At 65.9% G+C, this 24,094-nt stretch carries 24 protein-coding genes and 2 pseudogenes; 13 read left to right on the top strand and 13 right to left on the bottom strand.

Features of this window, described 5'->3' with window-relative positions:
- From AWC12_RS31785 to AWC12_RS29185, 6 genes and pseudogenes are all read left to right on the top strand, one after another.
- Positions 1-162 (top strand): annotated as a pseudogene (locus AWC12_RS31785) (amidohydrolase family protein); the annotation flags it as partial.
- A gap of 100 nt (positions 163-262) precedes the next feature.
- On the top strand, positions 263-1,441 hold the full coding sequence (locus tag AWC12_RS29165) for an acyl-CoA dehydrogenase family protein (RefSeq protein WP_085178324.1): 1,179 nt from the start codon (positions 263-265) through the stop codon (positions 1,439-1,441).
- Positions 1,442-1,492: 51 nt separating this feature from the next.
- The gene (locus AWC12_RS29170) at positions 1,493-2,725 is read left to right on the top strand and encodes a CaiB/BaiF CoA transferase family protein (RefSeq protein WP_085178325.1); all 1,233 of its coding nucleotides are present in this window, start codon (positions 1,493-1,495) and stop codon (positions 2,723-2,725) included.
- Positions 2,718-3,512: an enoyl-CoA hydratase/isomerase family protein gene (locus AWC12_RS29175; protein WP_085178326.1), complete on the top strand. Its 795-nt coding sequence runs from the start codon at positions 2,718-2,720 to the stop codon at positions 3,510-3,512. Before AWC12_RS29170 ends, AWC12_RS29175 begins: the two co-directional genes overlap by 8 nt.
- 5 nt (positions 3,513-3,517) lie before the next feature.
- Entirely contained in the window at positions 3,518-4,663 is a 1,146-nt protein-coding gene (locus AWC12_RS29180) for a thiolase family protein (protein WP_085178327.1), read from the top strand.
- Between the two features lie 14 nt (positions 4,664-4,677).
- Positions 4,678-5,826 (top strand): acyl-CoA dehydrogenase family protein, encoded by a 1,149-nt coding sequence (locus AWC12_RS29185; protein ID WP_085178328.1) that lies wholly within the window; start codon positions 4,678-4,680, stop codon positions 5,824-5,826.
- 2 nt (positions 5,827-5,828) lie between these two features.
- Here AWC12_RS29185 and AWC12_RS29190 read toward each other — a convergent pair whose 3' ends face one another.
- The gene (locus AWC12_RS29190; RefSeq protein WP_085178329.1) at positions 5,829-6,716 is read right to left on the bottom strand and encodes a phytanoyl-CoA dioxygenase family protein; all 888 of its coding nucleotides are present in this window, start codon (positions 6,714-6,716) and stop codon (positions 5,829-5,831) included.
- A 232-nt stretch (positions 6,717-6,948) separates the two neighbouring features.
- Between AWC12_RS29190 and AWC12_RS29195 the strand changes: the two genes are divergently transcribed.
- Together AWC12_RS29195 and AWC12_RS29200 are read left to right on the top strand one after the other, a co-directional pair.
- Complete coding sequence (locus tag AWC12_RS29195; protein WP_085178330.1) at positions 6,949-7,590, top strand: TetR/AcrR family transcriptional regulator; 642 nt, start codon at positions 6,949-6,951, stop codon at positions 7,588-7,590.
- Entirely contained in the window at positions 7,587-8,090 is a 504-nt protein-coding gene (locus tag AWC12_RS29200) for a hypothetical protein (RefSeq protein ID WP_085178331.1), read from the top strand. Before AWC12_RS29195 ends, AWC12_RS29200 begins: the two co-directional genes overlap by 4 nt.
- 2 nt (positions 8,091-8,092) lie before the next feature.
- On the opposite strand, the gene AWC12_RS29205 is transcribed toward AWC12_RS29200, so the two are convergent.
- The 4 genes from AWC12_RS29205 to AWC12_RS29220 are packed head-to-tail and all read right to left on the bottom strand — an operon-like array spanning position 8,093 to position 11,940.
- The gene (locus AWC12_RS29205) at positions 8,093-9,064 is read right to left on the bottom strand and encodes an NADPH:quinone oxidoreductase family protein (protein ID WP_085178332.1); all 972 of its coding nucleotides are present in this window, start codon (positions 9,062-9,064) and stop codon (positions 8,093-8,095) included.
- Positions 9,061-10,044 (bottom strand): phosphotransferase family protein, encoded by a 984-nt coding sequence (locus AWC12_RS29210; protein ID WP_085178333.1) that lies wholly within the window; start codon positions 10,042-10,044, stop codon positions 9,061-9,063. The genes AWC12_RS29205 and AWC12_RS29210 overlap by 4 nt, the downstream gene beginning before the upstream one ends.
- A gap of 32 nt (positions 10,045-10,076) precedes the next feature.
- Positions 10,077-11,375, bottom strand: a complete 1,299-nt coding sequence (locus AWC12_RS29215) for an acyl-CoA dehydrogenase family protein (protein WP_085178334.1) — start codon at positions 11,373-11,375, stop codon at positions 10,077-10,079.
- On the bottom strand, positions 11,350-11,940 hold the full coding sequence (locus AWC12_RS29220) for a TetR/AcrR family transcriptional regulator (protein WP_110808781.1): 591 nt from the start codon (positions 11,938-11,940) through the stop codon (positions 11,350-11,352). The genes AWC12_RS29215 and AWC12_RS29220 overlap by 26 nt, the downstream gene beginning before the upstream one ends.
- 196 nt (positions 11,941-12,136) lie before the next feature.
- On the opposite strand from AWC12_RS29220, the gene AWC12_RS29225 reads away from it, so the two are divergent.
- Both AWC12_RS29225 and AWC12_RS29230 read left to right on the top strand, forming a co-directional pair.
- The gene (locus AWC12_RS29225) at positions 12,137-12,577 is read left to right on the top strand and encodes a VOC family protein (protein WP_085178336.1); all 441 of its coding nucleotides are present in this window, start codon (positions 12,137-12,139) and stop codon (positions 12,575-12,577) included.
- 4 nt (positions 12,578-12,581) lie between these two features.
- Positions 12,582-12,767, top strand: a complete 186-nt coding sequence (locus AWC12_RS29230) for a hypothetical protein (protein WP_085178337.1) — start codon at positions 12,582-12,584, stop codon at positions 12,765-12,767.
- An 11-nt stretch (positions 12,768-12,778) separates the two neighbouring features.
- Here AWC12_RS29230 and AWC12_RS29235 read toward each other — a convergent pair whose 3' ends face one another.
- The 3 genes from AWC12_RS29235 to AWC12_RS29245 are packed head-to-tail and all read right to left on the bottom strand — an operon-like array spanning position 12,779 to position 15,414.
- Complete coding sequence (locus AWC12_RS29235; protein ID WP_085178338.1) at positions 12,779-13,732, bottom strand: LLM class F420-dependent oxidoreductase; 954 nt, start codon at positions 13,730-13,732, stop codon at positions 12,779-12,781.
- Between the two features lie 12 nt (positions 13,733-13,744).
- Complete coding sequence (locus tag AWC12_RS29240; RefSeq protein WP_085178435.1) at positions 13,745-14,488, bottom strand: hypothetical protein; 744 nt, start codon at positions 14,486-14,488, stop codon at positions 13,745-13,747.
- A gap of 8 nt (positions 14,489-14,496) precedes the next feature.
- Positions 14,497-15,414, bottom strand: a complete 918-nt coding sequence (locus tag AWC12_RS29245) for an NAD-dependent epimerase/dehydratase family protein (RefSeq protein WP_085178339.1) — start codon at positions 15,412-15,414, stop codon at positions 14,497-14,499.
- Positions 15,415-15,509: 95 nt separating this feature from the next.
- Between AWC12_RS29245 and AWC12_RS29250 the strand changes: the two genes are divergently transcribed.
- The gene (locus AWC12_RS29250) at positions 15,510-16,688 is read left to right on the top strand and encodes an acyl-CoA dehydrogenase family protein (protein ID WP_085178340.1); all 1,179 of its coding nucleotides are present in this window, start codon (positions 15,510-15,512) and stop codon (positions 16,686-16,688) included.
- Here the strand turns inward: AWC12_RS29250 and AWC12_RS29255 are convergent.
- From AWC12_RS29255 to AWC12_RS29270, 4 genes are read right to left on the bottom strand one after another with little or no spacing between them, the layout of a single operon-like run.
- Positions 16,651-17,451, bottom strand: coding sequence for an emopamil-binding protein (locus AWC12_RS29255; protein ID WP_085178341.1), 801 nt, complete (start codon positions 17,449-17,451; stop codon positions 16,651-16,653). The genes AWC12_RS29250 and AWC12_RS29255 overlap by 38 nt on opposite strands.
- Before the next feature lie 28 nt (positions 17,452-17,479).
- Positions 17,480-19,186: a nitric oxide reductase activation protein NorD gene (locus tag AWC12_RS29260; protein ID WP_085178437.1), complete on the bottom strand. Its 1,707-nt coding sequence runs from the start codon at positions 19,184-19,186 to the stop codon at positions 17,480-17,482.
- Positions 19,186-19,998, bottom strand: coding sequence for a CbbQ/NirQ/NorQ/GpvN family protein (locus AWC12_RS29265; protein WP_085178342.1), 813 nt, complete (start codon positions 19,996-19,998; stop codon positions 19,186-19,188). Before AWC12_RS29265 ends, AWC12_RS29260 begins: the two co-directional genes overlap by 1 nt.
- Complete coding sequence (locus AWC12_RS29270; protein ID WP_085178343.1) at positions 19,985-21,160, bottom strand: spirocyclase AveC family protein; 1,176 nt, start codon at positions 21,158-21,160, stop codon at positions 19,985-19,987. Before AWC12_RS29270 ends, AWC12_RS29265 begins: the two co-directional genes overlap by 14 nt.
- Before the next feature lie 132 nt (positions 21,161-21,292).
- Here AWC12_RS29270 and AWC12_RS29275 point away from each other — a divergent pair, with 132 nt between their 5' ends.
- A complete protein-coding gene (locus tag AWC12_RS29275; RefSeq protein ID WP_085178344.1) occupies positions 21,293-21,898 on the top strand; it encodes a TetR/AcrR family transcriptional regulator in 606 nt (201 codons plus the stop codon).
- Between the two features lie 70 nt (positions 21,899-21,968).
- Positions 21,969-22,337, top strand: a pseudogene (locus tag AWC12_RS29280) (SDR family oxidoreductase); the annotation flags it as partial.
- A gap of 149 nt (positions 22,338-22,486) precedes the next feature.
- Here the strand turns inward: AWC12_RS29280 and AWC12_RS29290 are convergent.
- A complete protein-coding gene (locus tag AWC12_RS29290) occupies positions 22,487-23,932 on the bottom strand; it encodes an aldehyde dehydrogenase (RefSeq protein WP_085178345.1) in 1,446 nt (481 codons plus the stop codon).
- Positions 23,933-24,094 lie beyond the last annotated feature (162 nt).

Below are 24,094 nucleotides of genomic sequence, written 5' to 3' on the forward strand. Positions count from 1 at the left end.
TTCACCCACATCCCCAAAGACCAAGCCACCGTCGGCGCCCTACGCCAAGCCGCCCAAGGACACGACGTCTCCATCCAGGCCTTGTCGAACAAGGAGAAGACCGGCGCCACCTTCGCCGACTTCGCGGCCAACGCCAAGAATCTGACCGGCAACAAAGACTGAGCAACTTTTCGCCGAAACTGCATTCCATGCGACGAATCTCGAGAAGCAGCCGCGTGGAATGCAGTTTCGGCGGTCAGGAGGAGTAACCGCAATGACGGGTATGAGTTTTGAGCTGAGCGAGGATCAGGAGCTGATCCGCAAGTCCGTCGCGGAGCTGGCGGGGAAGTTCGACGACCACTATTGGTTGGAGAAGGACCAGAACCACGAGTTCCCGACTGAGTTCTACGATGCGATCGCCAAGGGCGGCTGGCTCGGCATGACGATCCCGGAGGAGTACGGCGGCCACGGGCTCGGTATCACCGAGGCGACGCTGCTCCTGGAGGAAGTGGCCCGCTCCGGCGCGGCGATGAACGGCGCCAGCGCCATCCACCTGTCGATCTTCGGCATGCAGCCCGTCGTCAAGCACGGCTCCGACGAATTGAAGGCCGCCACACTTCCGCGCATCGTCGACGGTGACCTGCATGTGTGCTTTGGCGTCACCGAACCTGGTGCGGGACTGGACACTTCGCAGATCACGACGTTCGCCAAACGCGAAGGTGACCACTACCGCGTCAACGGCCGCAAGGTGTGGATCTCCAAGGCGCTGGAGTCGGAGAAGATTCTGCTGCTGACGAGGACCGAGACACCGGCCGCGTTGAAGGAACGCGGCGCGAAGAAGACCGACGGCATGACGCTCTTTCTCACCGACCTCGATCGCGACCACGTCGATATCCGGCCCATCAACAAGATGGGACGAAACGCGGTCAGCTCGAACGAGTTGTTCATCGACGACCTGATGGTTCCGGTGAGCGACCGGGTCGGCGAAGAGGGCCAGGGCTTCAAGTACATCCTTGACGGCCTGAACCCCGAGCGAATGCTCATCGCCGCAGAAGCTCTCGGAATCGGGCGCGTCGCGCTGGAGAAGGCCGTCAAGTACGGCAACGAGCGCGTGGTGTTCAACCGCCCCATCGGCATGAACCAGGGCCTGCAGTTCCCGCTCGCGGATTCGCTCGCCCGGCTCGACGCCGCCGAGCTCGTGCTGCGCAAGGCCACGTGGCTCTACGACAACGGGAAACCATGTGGCCGCGAGGCCAATACGGCCAAGTACCTGTGCGCCGACGCCGGTTTCGGTGCGGCCGACCGCGCGCTGCAGCTCCATGGCGGTATGGGCTACTCCGAGGAGTACCACGTGTCGCGGTACTTCCGGGAGGCGCGCCTGATGAAGATCGCCCCGGTGAGTCAGGAGATGATCCTGAACTTCCTCGGCGAGCATGTCCTCGGTCTTCCCCGCAGTTACTGATAGAGCGCCACCGATGAACTACTTCGATCGCCGGCATGGTTATGTGAGCACGTGACAGGACGACAGCCAGCTGCAGGGCCGTTGGCCGGCGTCACCGTGGTCGCCATGGAGCAGGCGGTGGCAGCTCCGATGTGCACCAGGGTGCTCGCCGACTTCGGGGCCCGAATCATCAAGGTGGAGAACCCGAACGGTGGCGACTTCGCCCGCCACTACGACGACGTGGTCAACGGGCCGGGCGGTCTTGCCGCACACTTCGTCTGGTGCAACCGCGGCAAAGAATCGGTGACGCTCAACACCAAGTCCGCCGCGGGGATGGAGATCTTGCACAGGCTGCTCGACCGCGCCGACGCGTTCGTGTCCAACCTCGCGCCCGGTGCGACGGCACGCCTCGGCCTCGCGCCCGCGGATCTCGCCGCGAGGCATCCCGGCGTGATCCCCGTCGAGATCGACGGCTACGGTCCCGGCGGACCCATTTCGCACAAGCGCGCCTACGACCTTCTGGTGCAGGCCGAGTCCGGTTCGTGCGCGATCACCGGCTATCCCGGGATGCCCGCGAAACCCGGTCCCGCACTGGCCGACTTCACCACGGGTCTGTACGCCGCGATGTCGATCGTGTCCCTGCTGTACGGGCGTGCTCAGCAGGCAGAAGCCGGCCCCGCGCCCCACGTCGAGCTGAGCCTCTTCGACGTGATGACCGATGTGATGGGTTATGCACTGACCTACACCCAGCATTCGGGCATCGACCAGGAGCCGCTCGGCGTCGGCTCGCCGGCGGTGGCACCCTACGGTGCGTTTCCGACCCGCGACGGGCAGACCGTCGTACTCGGCACCACCAACGACCGCGAATGGCAACGGGTGGCACGCGACATCATCGACCGTCCCGACCTCGCCGAGGACTCGCGGTTCGCCACCAATCCCGGCCGCTGCGCGCACCGGGAGATCCTGGAGGAGGCGATCGGAAGCTGGTGTGCCCGGCACGATCTCGCCGAGATCCAGAAGACGGCCGATGACGCCGGCATCGGCAATTCACGCTATAACAAGCCCAGCGAGGTCGTCGTGCACCCGCAGCTCACCGCACGAAACCGCTGGCGGACGGTCAGCACACCCCGGGGCGACATCCGGGCGCTGCGCCCACCACCGGTGATCAGCGACTTCGAACAACCGATGGGCGCAATACCGGGGCTGGGCGAACACACGGACACCGTGCTCACCGAAATTGGTTTCACCACCGATGAAGTGGCGCAGTTGCGGGCCGACGGCGCGATCGGACCGGCCTATGGGTGACGTGCTGCTGTCCGAGGATCGCGACGGGGTGCGCACACTGACGCTGAATCGTCCCGAGCGCAAGAACGCGTTGGACGCCCGGCTCTGGGTCGAGCTGGCCGATGCGCTGCGGGCGCTCAAGCGTGACCGCGACGTTCGAGCGTTGGTGCTGACCGGCGCGGGGGGTGCGTTCTGTTCGGGTGCCGACATCGGCACCGGAGAGCAGATCCATCCGAGGTACAAACTCGACCGCCTCACCGACGTCGCGTTGGCGCTGCACGAATTGGCGATCCCGACGATCGCGAAGGTCACCGGAATCGCCGTCGGGGCCGGCTGGAATCTGGCGCTCGGATGCGACCTGGTGGTGGCCACCTCGGAATCGCGGTTCTGCCAGATCTTCTCGAAGCGGGGCCTTTCCGTCGACCTGGGCGGCTCGTGGCTGCTGCCGAAGATCGTGGGGCTGCAGCAGGCCAAGCGTCTGGTCTTGCTCGCCGACATGATCAGCGCCGACGAGGCCCACGCACTGGGCCTGGTCACGTGGGTGAAACCGGCAGAGGAGATCGACGCGTTCGTCGATGGCATCACCAAACGGCTCGCCGGGGGCCCGCCGTTCGCGCTCGCGCAGAGCAAGGCGCTGCTCAACGACGGCGCGAACGCGACGCTGCGGGAGGCGCTGGCGAACGAAGCTCGTGCGCAGCCGGGTAACTTCGCCACGGCGGACTCCGGCGAGGCCTACGCGGCGTTCGCCGCCAAGCGTGAGCCGGAGTTCACCGGAGCGTGGTCGCTCTACGACACGAACGAGGAGTGAGGGTAATGCGGGAAACGGTCATCGTCGCAGCGGTGCGCACGCCGGTCGGCAAGCGCAACGGGGGGTTGTCCGATCAGCATGCGGCCGACCTGTCCGCGGTGGTGCTCAACGAGCTGGTGGAGCGCGCCGGGATCGACACCGAGGTGATCGACGACGTCGTGTGGGGCTGCGTATCGCAGGTGGGGGACCAGTCGAGCAACATCGGGCGCTATGCGGTGCTGGCCGCGGGCTGGCCCGAGCACATCCCGGGCACCACGGTGAACCGGGCATGCGGGTCCAGCCAGCAGGCGCTCGACTTCGCGGTGCAGGCCGTGATGTCGGGCCAGCAGGATGTGGTGGTGGCCGGCGGAGTCGAGGTGATGAGCCGCGTCCCGCTCGGGTCCGCCCGCTCCACCGGAATGCCCTACGGGCCGAAAGTCCTTGCGCGCTACGACGATTTCTCGTTCAACCAGGGGATCTCGGCAGAGATGATCGCGCAGAGGTGGGGCTTCTCGCGGACACGGCTCGACGAGTACTCCGCACAGTCGCACGAGCGGGCCGCTGCCGCGCAGGACGCCGGTGCTTTCAAGGATCAGATCGTCCCGGTGTTCACCGATGGGGGCCCGGTGACCGACGACGAGGGGATCCGGCGGGGCACCACAGTCGAGAAGCTTTCCGGGCTCAAGCCGGCGTTCACCGAGGACGGCGTCATCCACGCCGGGAACTCTTCGCAGATCTCCGACGGCGCGGCGGCACTGCTCGTCACCACCGCCGAGAACGCGGTGAATCTCGGCCTGACGCCGCTGGTGCGCTACCGGGCGGGCGCGGTCACCGGCGCTGACCCGAAACTTATGCTGACGGGCCCGATTCCGGCCACCGAGAAAGTACTGCACAAAGCGGGCGTAACGCTGGACGAGGTCGGCGTGTTCGAGGTGAACGAGGCGTTCGCGCCGGTTCCGCTGGCGTGGCTGGCCGACACCGGTGCCGATGAGTCCAAGCTCAATCCGCTCGGCGGGGCCATCGCGCTCGGCCACCCCCTGGGCGCCTCCGGCGCGGTGCTGATGACGCGGATGATCAACCACATGCGGGACAACGGGATTCGCTACGGTCTGCAGACCATGTGCGAAGGCGGCGGTACCGCCAACGCGACACTCGTCGAACTTGTGAAGTAGTCAGGGAGTACCACGTGCGCAGAGATCTTTTCACCGAGGACCATGAGGCGTTCCGGGAACTTGCCCGCGATTTCGTCGAGAAGGAGGTCGTGCCGCACTATCCGCAATGGGAGAAGGGCGGCCGGATGCCCCGCGATGTCTTCGAGCAGATGGGCGAACTCGGGATCCTCGGCATCGCCATCCCTGAGGAGTACGGCGGCGGTGGCCAGACCGACTACCGCTACAACGTGGTGCTGCAGGAAGAGGCCGCCCGCGCTCTGGTCACGCTGTCGACCGTGCGGACGCAACTTGAGGTGATCCTGCCGTATTTCCTGCACTACGCGAATGCCGAGCAGCGCGACCGCTGGTTCCCGGGACTCGCAGCAGGCAAGCTGCTCACCGCGATCGCGATGACCGAGCCAGGCACAGGATCCGATCTCGCCGGTATGCGCACCACCGCAGTGCGCGACGGTGACGACTACATCGTCAACGGCGCAAAGACTTTCATCACGGGCGGCATGCAGGCCGATCTCGTCATCGTCGTCGCCCGCACGTCCACCGACCCGGACAACCGGCGCAAGGGCCTGACCCTACTGGTCGTCGAGGACGGTATGGAGGGATTCACGCGTGGCCGCGAGCTGGAGAAGATGGGGTGCAAGGTTCAGGACACCGCCGAGTTGTCGTTTGTCGACGTCCGCGTCCCGGCGGCCAATGTGCTCGGTGAGGTGGACGAGGCATTCGGCTATCTCGGCCACAACCTCGCGCAGGAGCGGCTGACCGTCGCGGTGGGTTCGGTCGCCCAGGCGCGCTCGGCGATCGCCGCCGCGGTCGAGTACACGCAGAGTCGCAAAGCGTTCGGCACGCCGGTGGCGTCGTTCCAGAACACCAAATTCGAATTGGCGGCCTGCTCCACCGACGTGGAGGCGGGCCAGGCGATGCTCGACCGTGCAATCTCGCTGCATGTCGAGGGCGAACTGTCGGGAGCCGACGCCGCACGGACCAAACTGTTCTGCACCGAGATGCAACAGCGGGTAGTGGACCGCTGCCTACAGCTCTTCGGCGGGTACGGCTACATGATGGAATATCCCATCGCCCGGCTGTACACCGACGCCCGGGTGGCGCGCATATATGCAGGCACCAGCGAGGTCATGAAGGTGATGATCGCGAAGTCGCTTGGCTTGTAGGGCTATTCGCTGTTGGCGAGCTGGTCCTCGAAGGCGGCGCTTGCGCTGCCGGTGAGCTTGCTGCCGTCGAAGCCGTATGCGACTGCTTCGCCGCGGACGGCGCGCAGCGGGTCCTCGAAGTCGCGGAAATAGCCCATTGCCCAGGCTCCTTCCTGATACCCGATCAGCTTCAGCAGCTCGTCGTCGAGTGTCCGGGCGACTTCCATGGGAACGGAAAGGAATTGGTTCTCCTCCTGCCGTACCCAGCCGACGCAGTAGTTGATGTTGACGGCCCGGCGCACCTTGGTCGAGCGGTTCGCGGCACCGCTGTGCACGATCTTGCCGGTGTAGATCAGCACCGACCCGCGTGGCATTTCGGCTTGCAGACACTCCTCATCGGTGTAGTCCGTGGGCTTCTTGTCGCCGAACTGGCTGCCGGGCACCACACGTGTCGCGCCCATCTCGGCGGTGTAGTCCGACAGGGCCCACAGGGTGTTGCACTGCACGTGGTAGTCGTCGGGGAACGGGTAGAAGTCGAAAGCGTTCTGATCGCGATGCAAGGACTGGGCTGATTCGCCCGGCTCGATGGAGATCACCTGGGTGAGCATCAGCTGGAATGCCGACGCATGACCGAGGAAGTCCCGGCAGACATCCATCATGGTCGGATTCTGGATGAGGGTCCGGCAGGCGGGGGAGCGGGCTACCAGGGCCCCGGTCCGGCGGGTCTTCGTGCCGATCATCGCGTTGTAGCCCAGCGGGGTGGCGGCAAAGAACGGCGCCAGTTCGTCGTCGATCGCATCCATCACAGCGGTCGGCACGAGGTTGTCGACGATGACGTAACCGTCTCGGCGAAGCCGATCGGCGATCTCGTGTGCCGGCGTATCGGCGGGGACATGGTTCAGTTCGGGCATCGGTATCTCTCCCTGGATCGAGGTCCAAGTATCCCGAGCGATGTGTGTTGACCAGGTAAAACGATGTCACACCGGGGTTACGGTATAGACCAGGTGGTGGACGCTGCGCACTCGTCCGGTCGGAGGTCCGCGTGACACTTTGTCCCAGAAATGTTCATTGAGACCCTTGTCACAGCGGGCAAACCTACCTACTGTGTGTTCACTAGGTTGGTTAGAGCCCCCGAGGAGTCGAGTGTCAGCCCCCGAATCCGCCGGGACCGATCTGGAATCGTCCAGACGCCCGTACGCGACGCTGTTCGCCAAAGGCGAGGACCGCAGACAGCGGATCCTGGCCGTGGCCGAGCGACTGCTGGCGCGCAACGGATGGCGGAACACGTCGCTGGCGCAGATCGCCAAAGAAGCCGGCGTGACGCCAGCGGGGCTACTGCACCATTTCGAGTCCAAGGAGCAGCTGCTCAACGCCGTGCTCGACGCGCGCGACCTCGACGACGAGATGCACGCCGACAGGTCTGGAGACCTGGTGACCGAACTCGCGAGGGTGCCCGAGAGGTTCGAGCGATCACCCGAACTGGTCGGCACCTTCATCGTGCTGCTGGTGGAGAACATCTCGCCCGATGCCCCACTGCACGACCGCCTGCAGAAGCGCTACCGCGATGCGGCCGACATCCTCAAGGAAAACATCACCCGCGGCCAGCAAAAAGGCAAGTACCGCAAAGACTTCGACGCGGCCATCAAGGCCACGGAGATTCTCGCCTTCATCAACGGAATGGAGACATTATGGTTGCTCGATCCCTCAATCCCGCTGACCGAAGCATTCAAGGGATACGCGGAGTCGCTGGCGCGCGATCTGGCGGCACCGTTCAACCCGACATGAGGTACCGCCTCGACGTCGTCGCACCAACCGTGCTCGACGCAGTGCGGTACGCCGGCGGCTGGATCTACGACCGAGTCATGGCGGGCTGGGACGTCAACGTCCTTGTCGGCACGGAGGAAGACGTCCGTCCGCTGCAGATTCTCGGCGCCGAGACCCTCGACCTCGAGTCGGTTCTGGAGGCCTGGGAGCAGCGACCGCACCCGCAGACCGTCGCGGTGGCTGCAGACCTGTTCGGCCAGGATGACCGGGTCCGGCGGGGCGTGCTCGGCGCGCTCGATCAGGGCGCTACCGAGGTAACCCTCTGGGGCGCAGAGCTTCCCGCTGAGCTGGGAAGCAGTGTCGACGCCGTCGAGCATCGCCTCAGTGCAGCCGCTAGAGCCTTCAAGGCGCAGGCGCTCGCCGCGGCGCGCGGCGGCGACGGCGTGGCCGTCGCCTCGACCGAGGTGTTCTGCTGCGGCATGATGGCGTCGGTGGCTGCCGACCTCGTCCCGGCCAGCTGATCTCAGCTCAGGTCGATCAGCACCTTCCCGATCGCCCGGCCATCGGCGACGTGACGCAGCGCTGCCGCAGTATTTTCGAGCGAAAAGATCGCTCCCACATGCGGTTTGACGCGCCCCGTCGTGAGAAGTCCATGCAATTCCTGTTCGTTGCGGGTGAACTCGTCAGGCGGGACATCCTGAAACTGGAAACCCAGAACCTGAACCCCTTTGATGAGCAAGAGGTTCAACGGAATACGGGGAATCGTTCCCGAGGCGAAGCCGACGGTGACGAAGCGACCTCCCCTGCCGAGTGACCGCAGGGCCGGTTCGCTGAGGTCGCCGCCGACGGGGTCCATCACGATGTCGGCGCCGTCTGGCAGCGCCGACCTCAATGCTGACCTGAGATGGTCGGTCGTGTAGTTGATCAACCGTGCGGCGCCGTAGTGGCCTGCCGCTTCGAGCTTTTCGGGTGAAGATGCCACCGCGGTGACATGCGCGCCGAGTGCGACGCCGAGCTGCACCGCCGCCAGGCCGACGCCGCCACCGGCGCCGAGCACGACGAGTTCGTCGCCCGCCGACAACCGGGCCGCGGAGCGCAACGTGTGATACGCCGTTCGGTGCGCGACGCCGAACGCGGCAGCGGCCTGGAGGTCGACCTCCTGTGGGATCAATGCAAGGGAAGCGGCATCGACGACGACGCGTTCGGCGAACGCGCCGAACATCCCCGTCCCGGTCACACGGTCACCTACGGCGAAACCCGATGTCTGCGGGCCGATTTCTTCGACGATTCCCGCGAACTCGCTTCCCGGCACGAACGGAGTAGGCACACTGACCTGGTAGGAACCGGCCACGAGCAGGACGTCAGGGAAGTTGACGGCGGCCGCCGCGACCCGCACGCCGATCTGGCCCGGCCCGGCCGCGGCAACGGCACGCTCCTCGACTCGCACCACCTCTGGTGGCCCGTGACGTGGACAGACCGCGGCCCGTACGTTCACCCGCGGTAGTCGGTGGACTCGGCCAGCCCCGCCGCGGATTCCATCAAGCTGGTGACGACCGGTCCGAACGCCAGAAGCTTTTCGTCGTCACCGGCGCGCTGGAACCCCTGCTCGAGCACGATGGCCAGCTTCCATTTGGCGAGTATCAGGTAGTAGTCCAGGTCGTCGACCTGACGGCCCGAGACCTCGGCGTAGTGAGCGACCACGTCGTCGCGCGACGGCATTCCGCTCATGTCGACGTAGGTCATGTCACCTGCGTCATGGCCGACAGGCCATGACTGCACCATCCATCCGAGGTCGAGCTTGGGGTCACCGACGGTACCCATCTCCCAGTCCACGATCGCGGCCATCTGGGCGGGTGCGCCGTGGCGGTACATGACGTTGGCGAACTGGTAATCGCCGTGCATCAGGCCCGGAATGAAGTCGAGCGGCTTGTGCGCCTTGAGCCATCCGGTGGCCACCTCGAGACCGGGCAGAGGGCGCTTCTTGATCCGCTCGAGAAAGCCGATCCAGCGGTCGACCTGCCGTTCGTGAAAGCCGTCCGGCCGCCCCAGATCGTGCAGGCCTTTCGCGCGCCAGTCCACCTTCGATAGCAGCGCAATCCCCTCGGCTAGTTGGTAACTCAAGTCCGGCCTGGTGGAGGGGTCACTGTCGAACGGCTCGGGCCAGCGGCCATGGGTGTCCATCGGCGACCAACCGTCCACGAACCCCATCAAGTAGAACGGGCGGCCGAGCACCGACGCATCGTCGCAGACGCCGACCGCCGCCGTGTGCGGGACATCGGTACCGTCGAGCGCCTCGATGATCCGCCACTCCCGCAGGATCCCCTTGTCCCGGTCGGGCGGAGCTCCCGGCGGCGGCATGCGCAACACGCAGCGATGCTCCCCACGGGTGATCTCGAAGATGACGTTTTGCGTTCCGCCGGAGAGGAATCGGGCCGACAACGGATCGCCCGTGCCGGGCAGTGCGGCCCCATCCATCCAGCTGGCTAGCCGACCGGTGTCGATCTCATTCACAGGTTGCCCACCTCATGCTCGAGGAATTGTGCGTACTTCGCCTGTGCAGCTTCGCGTTTCGCCGGTATCCACTCGGATGGCCAGGTGCCCTCTGCGGGACGGTAGTCGCGCAGGACCTGCTTGGCGACGGTCGTCTTGTGGACTTCGGTGGGCCCGTCGGCCAGACCCATCACCGCGGCTCCGGTCACCATGCCGAGGAACGGCACCTCGTTGGTGACGCCGAGAGCGCCATGGACCTGCATTGCGCGCCAAGCGATGTCGTGCAGCACGGTCGGCATGACGACTTTGACGGCGGCGATGTCTTTGCGGACCTTTTTGTAGTCGTTGTATTTGTCGATCTCCCACGCGGTATAGAGCACCATCAGCCGGAATTGGAGCAGCTGGGCGTAGGAATCAGCGACGTAGCCCTGGACAAACTGCTTGTCCGACAGTCTGCTGCCCTGGGTTTCGCGGCTCAGGGCGCGTTCGCACATCATGTCCAGCGCCTTGCGGGACAGGCCGATGGTGCGCATCGCGTGGTGGATGCGTCCACCGCCGAGCCGGGTCTGGGCGATGACGAAGGCTTGGCCCTCGCCGCCGAGAAGCGCGTCGGCGGGCACGCGGACGTTGTCGTAGTGGATCAGCGCGTGCGACCCCTCGTCAGCGCGTTCGCCGTATAGGCCCATATTGCGTTCGATCTTGACGCCGGGGGTGTCGGTGGGCACCAAGAACATCGACATGCCCTGATAGGCACTGACGTCCGGGTTTGTCACCACCATCACGATGAGGAACGAGGCGGTGGCGGCGTTGGAGGAGAAGAACTTCCAGCCATTGATTACCCAGTCGTCGCCATCACGCACCGCCGAAGTGGTGAACATCGTCGGGTCGGCGCCGGCATGCGGCTCGGTCATCGAGTAGCACGAGAACAGCTCGCCGTCCAACAAGGGGCGTAGATAGCGCTGCTTCTGCTCCTCGGTGCCGTAGTGCGCGATGATCTCGGCGTTGCCGGTGTCGGGCGCCTGACAGCCGAAGATGATCGGTGCCCACTGGGAGCGGCCGAGGATCTCGTTGAGCAGCGCGAGCTTGAGCTGGCCGTAGCCCTGACCGCCGAGGTCGGCGCCCAGGTGCGTGGCCCACAGCCCGCGTCTGCGCACCTCCTCCTTGAGGGGATCGATCGCCTCGCGGCGCTTGCCGTCGAGCGGCGTGAACTGCTGATGCGGGAAAGCCAGGTCGAGTGGCTCAATCTCTTCGCGGACGAACTCGTCGGCCCAGTCCAACACCTTCTGGTACTCAGGGTCGGTCTCGAAATCCCACATGCGGCCTCCTTGCCGAATATCCGTTGATGAGTGTGCAGATGTCCGCCGTCACGACGTCGGCGAACGACCGTTTCCCGAATGCTCCGGCGGCCCAGTGCCTTGCGCCTTCGCTGACCATGGTCTGCGCCAGATACGCCAGATGCGTGACATCGACCGCGGCGGGTAGCTTTCCGTCGGCCTTTGCCCGGGTGAAGAGTTCGGTGAACATGTCCGCGTCGGCGTCCGGTGGGTCCGCTTCGGCCAGGATGCGGTGTTCGTGCCGGTAGCCCTCGAGGATCGTTTCGATGATGAGTTCGGGAGGGTTGCGGGCCATCGATCGTTCGAAGGCGCTCAGCGCCGCCGACAACACGTCGGCGATCTCATAGGGCCGTTTGAGCAACTCATGGATCGCACGGTGTGCCGATCGCGTCGAGAGCACACCGACCTCGAACAGCACGTCCTCCTTGCGGGGGAAGTAGAAGTAGAACAGCGCCTTGGACACACCCGCGGCCGTGCAGATGTCGGCGACGGTCGTGGTGGCGTAGCCGTTGGTCCGCCACAGCGCCATGGCCGCCTGCACGAGCATCCGCTTCGTCTCGGTCGAACGCGCCCGCTGAAACGATGCCCGACGCTGACCTCGGTCAGCTGCAGATTCGGGCTTGGTTCCGGCCACGCAGCGAAATTAGCAGTAGAAGGCCCGTACGCCAATAGTTGACCAGAGTAAAACTAACTGTTTCGCGAATTCCCTGTCCGCGGGCGCCGTCCCTCGGTAGCGTTCGGCCATGCCGAATCACCTTCACCACGTCGTCATGCGCAGTCATTCGGCTTCCGACTTTGTCGCCTTCCTGACCGACGTCGTCGGGATGACTGTCGCCTACGAGATGCGGGTGCCGGGACCGGTCCTGGAGACGACGCTCGGCTGGCCGCCGTCCGACGGTGCCGACGTGACGATCCTCGGCAGTGGAGACGCCGGCCTGATCGAGGTGCTCGACGTTCCCGAAGAGTTGCGGGCCGTCGCACCCGAAGGGCTGGCCGCGCTGTCGTTTCTGACCGATGAGTTCGCGCGCAGCCGGGACGCCGCGGGGAAACACGCCGACGACGTCACGGTATTCGATGCCGGCGTGCCCGGTGTCGACCTGTTCTTCTGCACGGTCGGCGGCGTGCCGATGGAGTTCATGGGGAGTTACGCGCTCGGGAAGGACGACCGGCGCACGGCAGAATGACGGGATGAGCGCCCTCAAGATCGCTGCGCTGGCATTCGCTGCGCTGGCGCTGACCGCCGGAGGTCTTCAGCTGCTGGCGTTCGCGTCGGGCGGCTCACCACGCCACCTCGTCCTCGGTGGATTCGCCTGTGCTGTGGGTATTTCGGTCGGAGCCGCCGTGATCGCCGCAGTGCTTCGCGCGCGCCGCTGATCAGACCCGCCTCACAGCTCCGCGGTGACGGACGCCAGGAACTGTGCGGTGCGTTCGCGTGAGCGGTGCCGGGCCGAGGAGTCGTCGCCAAGGGGGATGATGCGCGCGGCCAGGTCGGTGACGCCCGCGTCGCGATAGGCGCGAAGCCGGCGTCCAACCGCGGATTCGTCCCCCGCCGCCATCGTGTCGCCGACGTCCTCGGCGTCACCGTGCTCCAGCAGCGCCATGTAGTTGGGGGAGAAATGGGCGTGCCCGAGGATCTCGCTGGCGTGCGTCCGCGCGTCGTCGACCTCGCCAGGCGAACAGAGCGCCACTGGCACCCCGGCGACGATTCGTGGCGCGGGTCGGCCCGCGTCCTCGGCGGCCGCAGTGATGCGCGGCGCGATGTGCTCACCCACCGCGCGTTCGTCCGCCATCCAGAGGACTGTGCCGTCGGCGCGTTCGCCGGCTATTCGAAGCATCGCCGGGCCCAGTGCTGCCAGCAGGATCGGCGGTGCGATGTCGGTGACATCGATGGGGCTGTGCACCCGGAAGCCGTCGTTCTCGACACCGATCTGGCCCGGACCGGTGAAGGCGGCAGCGAGCACGTCGAGGTGATCTCGCAACGTCCGTACCGGTTTGCCGTACGGAAGGCCCAACTGGCCGTTGATGATCCAGTCGTGCGAGACGCCGAGGCCCAGCGTGAAGCGGCCCCGGCAGGCGGCATTGGTAGTCAGCGCCTGTTGGGCCAGGATCAGCGGGTGGCGCGTCTGGATCGGAACCACCGCGGTGCCGAGTTCGATCGTGCTCGTCGACGCACCCAGAAGCGCGATCGCTGTCATCGCATCCAGATAGCCGGGCACCTGAGGGAACCAGAACGAACTGAACCCCGCCTTTTCGGCGGCGACGCCGTCGGAGATGAGCCCGGGCAAACGGTCCTGGCGACCGCGCTCCTTGTCCGAGCCCATCATCAAGCCGACCCGCATGGCACTCCTTCGTCACGGCACATGGCGGTCCCATTCGTGCGGCGTCACCGGATAGAACGGCGCGGCCAACAGCGGTTGCGTGCCGGCCTCCTCCCAGCGCTTCGTCAGCACCGGCGCCAGTCTGCGCGCGACCACCACCGGGTCGTCGTCAAGAAAGCAGTACGTCAGGTGCTGGCCGGATCTGGCGCCTGCGAGTGCCGCATCGACGTCGAGGGTCGACGCCGACCACACCCCGGCTACCCCATCGACATCGAGCAACGTTGTGCCCTGCACTGATTCGCGTTCCAGCACGGCGAATACGCCGCGTACGGGCCACCAGGGCAGGACGTCGGCGCCCACCTTCACCCTGGGTGCGGCGACCTTGCTCTGCACTCCGTAGACACCGCGGTCGACCGGCGGGAGCAGGGAGATCTTGCGGCCCGCATTCCCTAGTGCGCGCGAGAGGTCGTTGAACGCCTCGAGTCCGAGCGGATCGGCGAAAAAATACGTCATCACGTGGTCGATGGCATCGAACCGTGTATCGCCGGGAAGTCTGGCTTCCCGGCACTGCGGCGTCGAGACCAGACGCAGCGACGCCCGCACCGCCGGGAGTCGGTGTTGTTCCGGTCGGTGGTCGAGTGTGTGCCATCGCAGGTAGTCGGCGTCGCGGCCCTCGGGGTGGCGGGAGGCCATCGACACGAACAGCGTCGTGATGTCTCCGCGGCCCGCGGCGAGGACTCCGTCGACCTCGTCGGACGGCGTTCCGGGAAATTGCATGGTGGTCCTCATGTGGTCGGTCCGGCGTCGGCGAGTGAGAGCTCGGGATAGCGGGCGGCCACCATACGCCGGAACCCTTCTCGCCGCGGCACTTTGGTCCGGCCGAGGACTTCGTGCATGTGAGTCACGTCCGGCCACAGCGGTGTGTGGGCGTCGGCGGTGTATTCGAAGATGGGTTCCACTCCTACGAGCCGACCCATGTAGGTGCAGTACTCCTCGACGCTGACGGTTTCGCTGCCCGCCCAATTCACCACCTGAGGCGGTGTTCGGGCGACCTCCATGGCACGGATGCCGAGCTCGACGTAGTCGTCCTCGTAGATCGGGTTGTAGTTGTTCGGCTTGTCGGGATGCAAACGGATCGGCCTGCGCGCCAGGATCGCATCCAGCCGGTCGGCCGCAGACCCCCCTTCGGGTCCGTAGGTTGAGCAGATCCGGATGATCGACAGCGGGATGCGGTAGCGCCGTGACACCCAGTCGCACACCGCTTCGGCGGCAACCTTGGAAAAGCTGTAGTTGGCGCGCAGTGGTACGCCCGGGGGATCGTCCTCGGTGAGCGGACGCCTGCCCTGATACCCGTAGATCGAACCCGTCGAGCACAGCACGAAGCCCTTCGCGGCACGACAGTGGTAGAGCAGGTCGCCCGAGTTGTGCGCATTCGTCTCGACGGCCTGCTTCCATCCGCTCGTCCCTGGGTCGACGGCCGCGTGAAACACATAGCTGAAATCGTCCGGGACACTGGACAAGTCGCCCGCACTCAAATCGAGGGGTAGTGGGGTGACCCCAGCTGTCCTGAGCTTGTCCCGGTCTGCCGGGTCGCGCAACCGGGCCGCGCCCCACACGTCGTTGCGCGCGGCGAGGGCCCGCGCGATCGGGTATGCGATCTTGCCGGTGGCCCCGGTGATCAGAATCTTCTCGCCGTGCAGCACGAGTGACCTCCCTTCGCTATTCAGTCATAGCGCATAGGCTCGCTAATGTTAAGTACTTGATATGTTTGAGGGACCGTGGATCGAAAGGGGGCCCCGTGCGGCTGACGTTCGACAACGCGGTCGAAGCCTTCCGCGCGGAGTTCATCGCTTTCCTCGAAGCCAATCTGCCCGCCGAGGCCGAAGCCGCGCGCGAAACCTCCCGATCGACAGCGCATGTGCCGCCATGGGCCCGCCGGTGGCAGCAGCTGCAGTTCGAGCACGGCTGGCTGTTGCCGGGGAACCCGCCCGAGTTCGGAGGTCGCAACGCAGGCGTTCTCGAACAGTTCGTCCATCGGGAGGAACTCGCGCGCCGGCGGATCTACCACTGTTTCAACCCGCAGGGCGTCGGGATCATCGCCGCGTCACTTCTGACGTTCGGCACGGACGAGCAGAAACAACGCTGGGCAGTGCCGATCCTGCGGGGCGAGCTCACGGCATCCCTCGGCATGAGCGAACCAGGGGCGGGGTCGGATCTGGCGGGCCTGAGTACGCGCGCGGCGCGGGAAGGCGATGAGTTCGTGGTGAACGGGCAGAAGGTGTGGACCTCGGGCGCCCACGACGCCGACGTTCTGCTCACCTTCGTCCGGACAGACCCGGATGCGGTCAGGCACAGGGGAATCAGTGCGCTGCTGATCCCGACGGACACCCCTGGTGTCGAGCGCAGACCGTTCGCCAGCGTCCACGACCGAAAGAACTTGGACTTCAACGAGGTCTTCTTCACCGATGTGCGGGTGTCGGCGACCAACCTCGTCGGCCCGCTCAACGACGGGTGGAAGGTGGCCAACGGGTCGCTGGGGCACGAGCGCACGATGATGTGGATGTCGTTCGCCGACAGGATGGCGCAGACGCTCGAAACGTACATTCCCAGCGGCGAGTTGGATCGCGACAAATACGCCACCACAGTCATGGACCTCTACGCCCTGCGGCTGCTCGGGTCCGCGGCACTCGGGCAGGCCGCCCGGGGGGAACGGGACGTCCCGGCGGTATCTGTCCTGAAGGTGCTGGGATCGGAGGCTGAGCAGAACGCCTACCGCCACGTGCTGGAAGCCTCTGGGGCCGATGCGCTGCTCGGGAACGCGCCGACCGGCCCCTACAACGCGTTCGCTCCGGAGCAGTACGCGGCGAGCTGGTTCACGCGCTACCTCGGGAGTTTCGCAGGCACCATCGCGGGCGGGACTTCGGAGATCCAGCGCAACATCATCGCGCAGCGGATCCTCGGACTGCCTGCGCGCTGAACGCTTCCGCGCCTGCCCGTCGCGTCAGGTAGTCGATCTGCAGGTGGATCGAGTAGAGCACCAGAGGCGGCAGCACGATGAAGGGGATGTTCTCGCCGATGAACTTGAACCCGAGTCCGAACGCACCCTGTCCGATGTTGCTGAACCCCGCGCCGACTTCGGCGAGGAAGTACACCGCGGTGCTGCTCATTAGTATCGCGCACCCGGCGAAGGTGATCCAGAGGGCGCGGATGCGCGATTCGGCGGGCAGCCCGGGGCGCACGAGGCGGGTCCACATCACGAACACCGTGATCCCGGTGAGCACGCCGACGATCTCCAGCGCGAAGATCCACGGATTGCCGCTGACGTAGCGGGTGTCGGCGAGGCCGTACTGCCACCACAGCCATTTCCACCCCGGGTCGGTCGTGGGCGCCCACAGTCCGAGTGGATGCCCGATCAGGAACATCAGTTCGTAGCCGATTTGGCTACCCGCGGTGTAAGGCAGGTAGAACAGCGTCAACTCGGCTGCCTTGTCGAGCCGAGTGCGTTTCTCGCCCGGCGCGTTCCACAGGATCACGAACGGCAGCAGCATCACCGGGACGCCGAAGATCAGATTGACGACGACGTCGGTCGTGAACGTCGGCGCGATGAAGCCAATGCTGACGCCGACAGTGACCAACAGGAACATCGCGAAGGTGAAGATCCCGGTCCAGGTGTAGATCTTCAGCCGGTGCGGCGCCCAGGGCTGGGCGAAGTTCGGTTCATGTTGCTCAGGCGTCGTCACGTCGCCACCTCTATCCGCCCTTTATCAACTACTTGTGATTGCCGGGCGAAGCATATACCCGGCGCGGGCGGGGAGCGGATAGTTCCCGCAGGGCTGTCAGAAACAGTTCGTCCATTCGGGGGCTCAGCTCGGCCAGCGTCGCGCCGACCGCGTGGCATGCCGACCCGAAGACACGCTCGAGTGAGTCGGCGTCGGTGGCGGCGCCGATCGACAGGCAGAGGCACGCCACCCCGTCGCCGCGGAGCTCGTCGAGAGCTTTGCGTGCGTCGGCCTCGGCGTACCGGCCTTCGTATCCGTCGTCGTAGGGGTAGCCGTCGGAGAGCACCAGCAGCAGCCGGTGCGGCGTTCCCGCAGAGCGTTTGAGGATCTCGCCCGCACCCCGAATTCCTGCTCCCAGCCGGGTATAACCCGCCGGATGCAGCTGGCCGAGACGGGCCCGGCCTGCCGCGCCGAACGGCTGGCCGAAGCCCTTCACCAGCGGCAGCTGCACCGCCCGCCTGCCCTGCGAGCGGAATCCGTACACGGCGACGCGGTCGCCGAGCTCATCGAGCACCGAGGTGAGGGTGGCGGCTGCGTGGCGTTGATGGTCGTGCACGGCCAGGCCGTCGCCGTCGGCGTCGACGGCGGACCCCGATGCGTCGAGCAGAATCAGCACGCCGAGGTTGCGGGTCAGCTTGCGGCGGTCGATGTACACGTGCTCGGGCGGTGAGTAGCCCGAGCGCAGATCTACCGACAGGTCGATGAGCGCCTCGGTGTCCAGATCGTCGCCGTCGGGTCGTCGACGCAACACCGTCGGGTCGAGGCCGACCCGCGCGAGTTTGCGCCGCAGGACGGCGTCATGAATGGGGCCGGGGGTGCGGAGTTCCACCGTGGCGGCGATCGGAAAGTCGACGACGCGGCACCAGTCCTTGCGGTAACCGTTGCGGTGGACGTCCCACTCCGGGAACCACGATCCTCCGACTCCTACTGCGGCACCTGGCTTCTCGGCATCGGTGAAGCGAATCGGGGTCGGGGTCGGTCTCGCATCGGTGCCCGCCCGTGACGTCCGCCGTGTCGAGCCGACCGACAACTCGCCGCCGGCGCCCTCGCTTGCGGCGGAACGGGAACTCCCGAACAGTGTGCGCAGGAACTCCGCGACCGTCCGGGCGCCGAGGGGCATCTCGAACAGTCTCAGGATCCGGCTCTTCTCGGACGGTTCGTCGTCCTCGTCGTCGGCAGCCGAGGGATCCACGGATTCGAACTGGACGCCGACGTCGCCATCGGTGGCCCTGGTAGTCGAATCTGCTTGCTGGCGGCGGAGTTTCGATGGCCGGATCGCCCCGAACCATTCCGGTGGGGCGTCCACTTCGGTTCTGCCCGCGACGATCTGCAAAGATTCTTCGGGGCTGGCCGACCGGGGCGGGGCGGCGCGGCTCACTTCCCCCGCCAGGGGGAGCCCGCGTGCCGCCTGGGCCAGCGCGCGATGGCCCTCGACTGCCAGGTAGCGCCGCGCGAAAGTCGCCCGCCCCCGAAGCCGTTTGACATACCTGTCGTCGAGGCTTCCCGCCCCGAGAAGCGCGCTCTGCACGAGTATCTGGAGACGTTGTCCGTCAGCGTCGGCATCGGCGGCGACGAAGATCGTCCTTCCATCGGTGTATGCGGGTTCGCCCGGAGCCGCCACGGCCACCTCGACCGGCTTGCCTGCCAGGAACGCGGCGAGGAACCGAAAGCGCCCGGGGTCCGGGAGATCGGAGATCACCGACGCGGCAGGAGGGCGTCGACCAACTCGCCGAGGCCCCGGATCACGTCGGGGTCGTCGGACAGGACCTCCACGATGGCCGACTGGATCGAGTCGCGCAGGTTCAACCCTTCGGCGACGAGGCCACCCGCGAGGATCAGCATCCGGGTCGAGGCGACCTCGTTGAGAGCCGAACGGTCCAGCCCGCGGATCGCGTTCCCGATGGCGACCAGCGACCCGGCCACCGCTTCCTCGACGCCCGCTTCGTGGGCCACCACCTCGGTTTCGATGCCGGCAGGCGGAAAGTCGAGGGTGATGGCGACGAACCGCTGACGGGTCGATTCCTTCAGGTTCTTCAGGATGCTCTGGTAGCCCGGGTTGTAGGACACGATGAGCTGAAAACCGGGCGCCGCAGGCAAAGTCACACCGAGGCGGTCGATCGGTAGTTCCCGCCGGTGATCGGCGAGGGGATGGATGACCACCGTGGTGTCCTGACGTGCCTCGACGATCTCGTCGAGGTAGCAGATGGACCCGGTGCGGACCGCGCGTGTCAACGGTCCGTCCGCCCACACGGTCTCACCTCCCTTGAGTAGGAAGCGACCCACCAGATCGGCCGACGTCATGTCCTCGTGGCCGGCGACGGTGATCAGCTCGCGGCCGAGTTCGTGCGCCATCGCCTCGACGAAACGCGTTTTGCCGCAACCGGTGGGCCCTTTCAGCAGTACCGGCGAGCCGCGGCGGGCCGCCGCCCGAAAGGTGTCGGCCTCCCCGCCGACGGTGCGGTAGAACGGCGGCGTCGGCGTCAGCAGCCGTGAGTTATTGCCCGTCATCGTCGTTCGCGCGCTGGATCGGCACGACAGGGGGGAACTCGACGCCTTCGGGAAGCACGAGTTCACCGTCGTGATTGATGTACCCCGAATGCTTGGTCGGCAGCGGCAGGTCGGGATTCGGGCACGGCCGGTCGGTCCCCTCGCCGCAGATGCCCGGATTGAAGTACGACCGCTTCTGTACGTCTTCGGGCCATGGATCGGCGTGCATGCCGAGCCAGGTGGCCGGGACGTTGTAGAACAGGAAGAAGCACGCGCTGACACCGCCGAAGATGGCCAGGAAGCGGACGAACTGCTGTTTGACGAACCCGCCACGGATGCGGTCCAGCCCGCGCTCGACGACGGTGCGTCCCCGGTCATCGGTGAAGAACCGCAGGCAGCACAGCGCCGCTTGAACGCCGCCCCACATCAGACCTTCGTAGACGGGAAACTGGTAGTACGTGCCCGCATTGAACGACAACGCCTGGATGGCCCCGGGGTAGGAGTAGAAGCCGATCGGCAGCATGATCAGGGCTTCCATCACGAAGTCGAAGACGAAGGCGATCGCGTAGGTGACCAGAATCATTCGTAGATTGCTGATTTCGGGCCAACGGTTCTTGATCTTGCGCATGATGGCGCATCCGACGATGGTCAGCAGTAGGACGCCGTACATGTACCCGGGGATGTTGGTCAGCAGCGGTTCGGGCACCGTGTGGCCCGGTTCTTCGTGCGCGACCCAGCCCGGGATGTGCGGAGCCCACGAACCCCGGTTCCACAGCCACGCGTTGTACGTGCACCAGGTGCTGTAGTAGTTGAGCATCGGATCCTGGAACATCATCAGACCCATCGACACCAACAGCATGCCGTCGAGGGTGATCCGCCTTTCCCGTATCCAGGGCCGAAGAATGAAGAACCACAACGCAACCGGTAAACCGACCCAGAGCACTACCGAGTTGGCGATCAACGGGATCTTCATGTACATCGGCGGCTCGCTCGGGCCTCCGGCGACCGGCTCGAAGAAGGGTCCCGTGACCCAACGGATGAACACATAGAGGGTGAATACCAAGGCGATGCCGCCGACGGTCGCCCAGATCTTGAACGCGTTGCAGGACGGTCCTCGCGGACTGAGACTGGTTGCCCCGCTGAGCGATTCGGTGACAGCGGCCTTCTTGGACAGGTCACTCATGACGATTCCCCTTGCCGAATATGGCGGCCGCCCGGCGCGCATCGGCAACCGGAACGACCTGTCGGGTGCAAATATACTCATTGGTATCTGAGAATCCAACAGGTCACCCAGAATCTGTGGCAGACTTCCGTCATGGCGGAGCGCTGGACGAGGGAACGCAGGCTCGAACACACGCGTTCGGTGCTGCTGGATGCCGCTGAAGAGGTCTTCGCCGAAAAGGGTTTCACTCCTGCGACTCTCGATGACATCGCTCACTCGGCCGGCTACACCAAGGGTGCGATCTACAAGCACTTCGCCACCAAGGAAGACCTCTTCTTGGCGGTCAGTGACCGATACTGGCGCCGATACTTCGACAACTTCGCCGAGGTGATGTCGAGCGCCAGTCGCGTCGGAGCCCGTGAACTCGATGAGATCGCCGAGCGCTGGCGTCAACTGAGCCAGGATCGCGGCGCAGAACATGCCGCACTGGGTCTGGAGTTCACGCTGTATCTCCTGCGCAACCCGGAGGCGCGTGATCGGGTCGCGCAGAAGCGGGCTGAGGTCGTCGACCAGTTGGCCAACTTCATCGTCGAGGGAATGGAGCGGCTCGGCGCGACGCTGCTCATCCCGCCGCTGACGTTCGCCCAGGCCTTGGTGGCCACGAGCGACTCCGTCGTTCTGGGCAGCCAACTCGACGATGTCGACCTCTACCGCCCGGTCGTCGAAATGTATACGTCGGTCATCAAGCTGCCCGACTGACCCCCCAATGGGTGGCGAGCAGACGCAAAATCGCACGTTTGCACCCGAATTCATGCGAGATTGCGTCTGCTCGGTGGCAGGCATGAAGGCGTATCCGCAGATGAGCCACTATGTTTCGGCCAAAGACGGCGTCGTCGGCCTGATGCGGTCGTGCGCGGCCGAACTCGCACCTCACATGATCCGGGTCAACAGCGTGCACCCGACGCACGTCAACTCGCCGATGGTGATGAACGACGAGACCTTCCGGCTTTTCCGCCCCGATCTGGAGAACCCGGGTCCGGACGACATAGCGCCGATTTGCCAGATGTTCCACAGCGTGCCGCGGCCGGGGGTCGAGATCGAGGACATCACCAACGCTGTGATGTTCTTCGCCTCCGACTACTCGCGCTACGTCACCGGGGTGTCCATGCCGATCGATTGGGGGAGCTGCCTGAAATGAGGCTGTCGCCGCTACCCGCGGACCAGTGGAACGACGGTGTCGTGCGTGCTCTATCGGTGATGATGCCGCCGGAGCGGGCGCGGCCCGACACGGTCGGGAACGTGCACGCTGGCGATGGCGATCGAGACGTTCGGCATCGAAGACGACTCTCAACGGGGCGCTACGGCAACCGATTTCGTCTCGGTGTAGCCGTCGATGCCCTCTCGCCCGAGTTCGCGGCCGTAGCCGCTGGCCTTCACGCCGCCGAAAGGCGCGAACGGATCCATCGGGTAGCCCTGGTTGACGCCGAACGTGCCCGTTCGGATTCTGGCCGCCACCTCGAATCCGCGCTCGTCGTCGGCGGTGAAGACCGAGCCGGCCAGACCGTAGTCCGAGTCGTTGGCGATGCGGATCGCCTCCTCGGTATCGGCATACGGGATCACGGTCAGCACCGGCCCGAAGATCTCCTCACGGGCAATGGTCATCGAGTTGTCGGCGCTATCGAACAGGGTGGGCTTGACATACCAGCCGCGGTCCAGTCCGTCGGGCATCCCGGTGCCCCCGAGTGCGACACGTGCCCCGTCTCGCACTCCCTGCTCGATGTAACCGGTGACGCGCCTCTGCTGTCGTTGCGCGACCAGCGGTCCGACCTGGGTGGCGCTGTCGGTCGGATCGCCGACCACCAGGGCACTCATCTCTGCGGCGAGTGCGTCGGTGAACTCCGCGGCGCGCGTCTGCGGAACGAGAATGCGCGTCAGCGCATTGCAGATCTGGCCGCTGTTGGACAGGCTCGCCGAGCGCACACCCGACGCGACGGCAGCAGGGTCCGCGTCGTCGAGCACGATTGCCGCGGACTTACCTCCCAGCTCGAGACTGACCCGCTTCAAATCGCGCGCGCACGCCGACGCGACGGCCCTGCCTGCGGCACTCGAGCCGGTGAACGAGACCTTGTCGACGCCGGGATGGCGCACGAGGTGCTCACCGACGGCGCCGTCACCGGGTAGCACGCTGACCACGCCCGGCGGCAGATCGGACTCGGCGATGATCTCGGCGAGCAGGATCGCATCGAGGGGTGATTCGGCGGCGGGCTTGAGCACCACCGCGCACCCGGCGAGCAACGCCGGAATCAGCTTGGTGGCGATCAGGAACTGCGGCATGTTCCACGGCACGATCGCGGCGACCACCCCTGCCGGCTCACGCAGGACCCGGATGTCGGCGCCGTAGCGCCCGGGCCTGTCCTCGCGCCACGGGTAGCGCTGCGCCACATCGCAGAACGCCGACATCATCGTCCACGGCAGTGCCACCTGCGCGCGCTGGGCGAAACCGATGGGGGCGCCGATCTCGGCGGTGATGAGGTCCGCCATGTCGGCCCGGCGCACGCCGTAGATCTCTGCCAGCCCGCGCACCGTCGCGATGCGTTCAGCGGGGTCGGTGCGCGGCCAGGGACCGTTGTCGAACGCCTCCCGTGCGGCGGCGACGGCCCGGTCCACGTCGGCGGGTGCGGCGGCCGCCACGGACGCGATCGTCGTCTCGGTGTGCGGAGAGACCACCTCGATGCGCCGTTCTGTGCTCGGTGCCTGCCAGGTCCCCGCGATGAACAGCTCGTCGTGACGCACCGTGTCGTTCCCCTTGATCGGTAGCGGTGAATATCAACTACTTGCGATTGATGGGTCGACCATATACCGTCGGCGATGTCGTCTTCTGCGAAATGACGAAAAGGCGTCTGCGCCTGTGTGTTTGCCTGCGAGACTCACCTGGTCGCTTCGCACGCGGGCGGC

The sequence above is a fragment of the Mycolicibacterium iranicum genome, assembly GCF_002101705.1.
Classification (GTDB): Bacteria; Actinomycetota; Actinomycetes; order Mycobacteriales; family Mycobacteriaceae; genus Mycobacterium; species Mycobacterium iranicum.

Bases quoted from the DNA above. Each gene is read 5' to 3' on its own strand.
- AWC12_RS29165 (WP_085178324.1), top strand. From the start codon at position 263: ATGAGTTTTGAGCTGAGCGAGGATCAGGAGCTGATCCGCAAGTCCGTC.
- AWC12_RS29175 (WP_085178326.1), top strand. From the start codon at position 2,718: ATGGGTGACGTGCTGCTGTCCGAGGATCGCGACGGGGTGCGCACACTG.
- AWC12_RS29180 (WP_085178327.1), top strand. From the start codon at position 3,518: ATGCGGGAAACGGTCATCGTCGCAGCGGTGCGCACGCCGGTCGGCAAG.
- AWC12_RS29190 (WP_085178329.1), bottom strand. From the start codon at position 6,716: ATGCCCGAACTGAACCATGTCCCCGCCGATACGCCGGCACACGAGATC.
- AWC12_RS29200 (WP_085178331.1), top strand. From the start codon at position 7,587: ATGAGGTACCGCCTCGACGTCGTCGCACCAACCGTGCTCGACGCAGTG.
- AWC12_RS29210 (WP_085178333.1), bottom strand. From the start codon at position 10,044: ATGGATGGGGCCGCACTGCCCGGCACGGGCGATCCGTTGTCGGCCCGA.
- AWC12_RS29215 (WP_085178334.1), bottom strand. From the start codon at position 11,375: ATGTGGGATTTCGAGACCGACCCTGAGTACCAGAAGGTGTTGGACTGG.
- AWC12_RS29220 (WP_110808781.1), bottom strand. From the start codon at position 11,940: ATGCTCGTGCAGGCGGCCATGGCGCTGTGGCGGACCAACGGCTACGCC.
- AWC12_RS29225 (WP_085178336.1), top strand. From the start codon at position 12,137: ATGCCGAATCACCTTCACCACGTCGTCATGCGCAGTCATTCGGCTTCC.
- AWC12_RS29230 (WP_085178337.1), top strand. From the start codon at position 12,582: ATGAGCGCCCTCAAGATCGCTGCGCTGGCATTCGCTGCGCTGGCGCTG.
- AWC12_RS29235 (WP_085178338.1), bottom strand. From the start codon at position 13,732: ATGCGGGTCGGCTTGATGATGGGCTCGGACAAGGAGCGCGGTCGCCAG.
- AWC12_RS29240 (WP_085178435.1), bottom strand. From the start codon at position 14,488: ATGCAATTTCCCGGAACGCCGTCCGACGAGGTCGACGGAGTCCTCGCC.
- AWC12_RS29265 (WP_085178342.1), bottom strand. From the start codon at position 19,998: ATGACGGGCAATAACTCACGGCTGCTGACGCCGACGCCGCCGTTCTAC.
- AWC12_RS29270 (WP_085178343.1), bottom strand. From the start codon at position 21,160: ATGAGTGACCTGTCCAAGAAGGCCGCTGTCACCGAATCGCTCAGCGGG.
- AWC12_RS29275 (WP_085178344.1), top strand. From the start codon at position 21,293: ATGGCGGAGCGCTGGACGAGGGAACGCAGGCTCGAACACACGCGTTCG.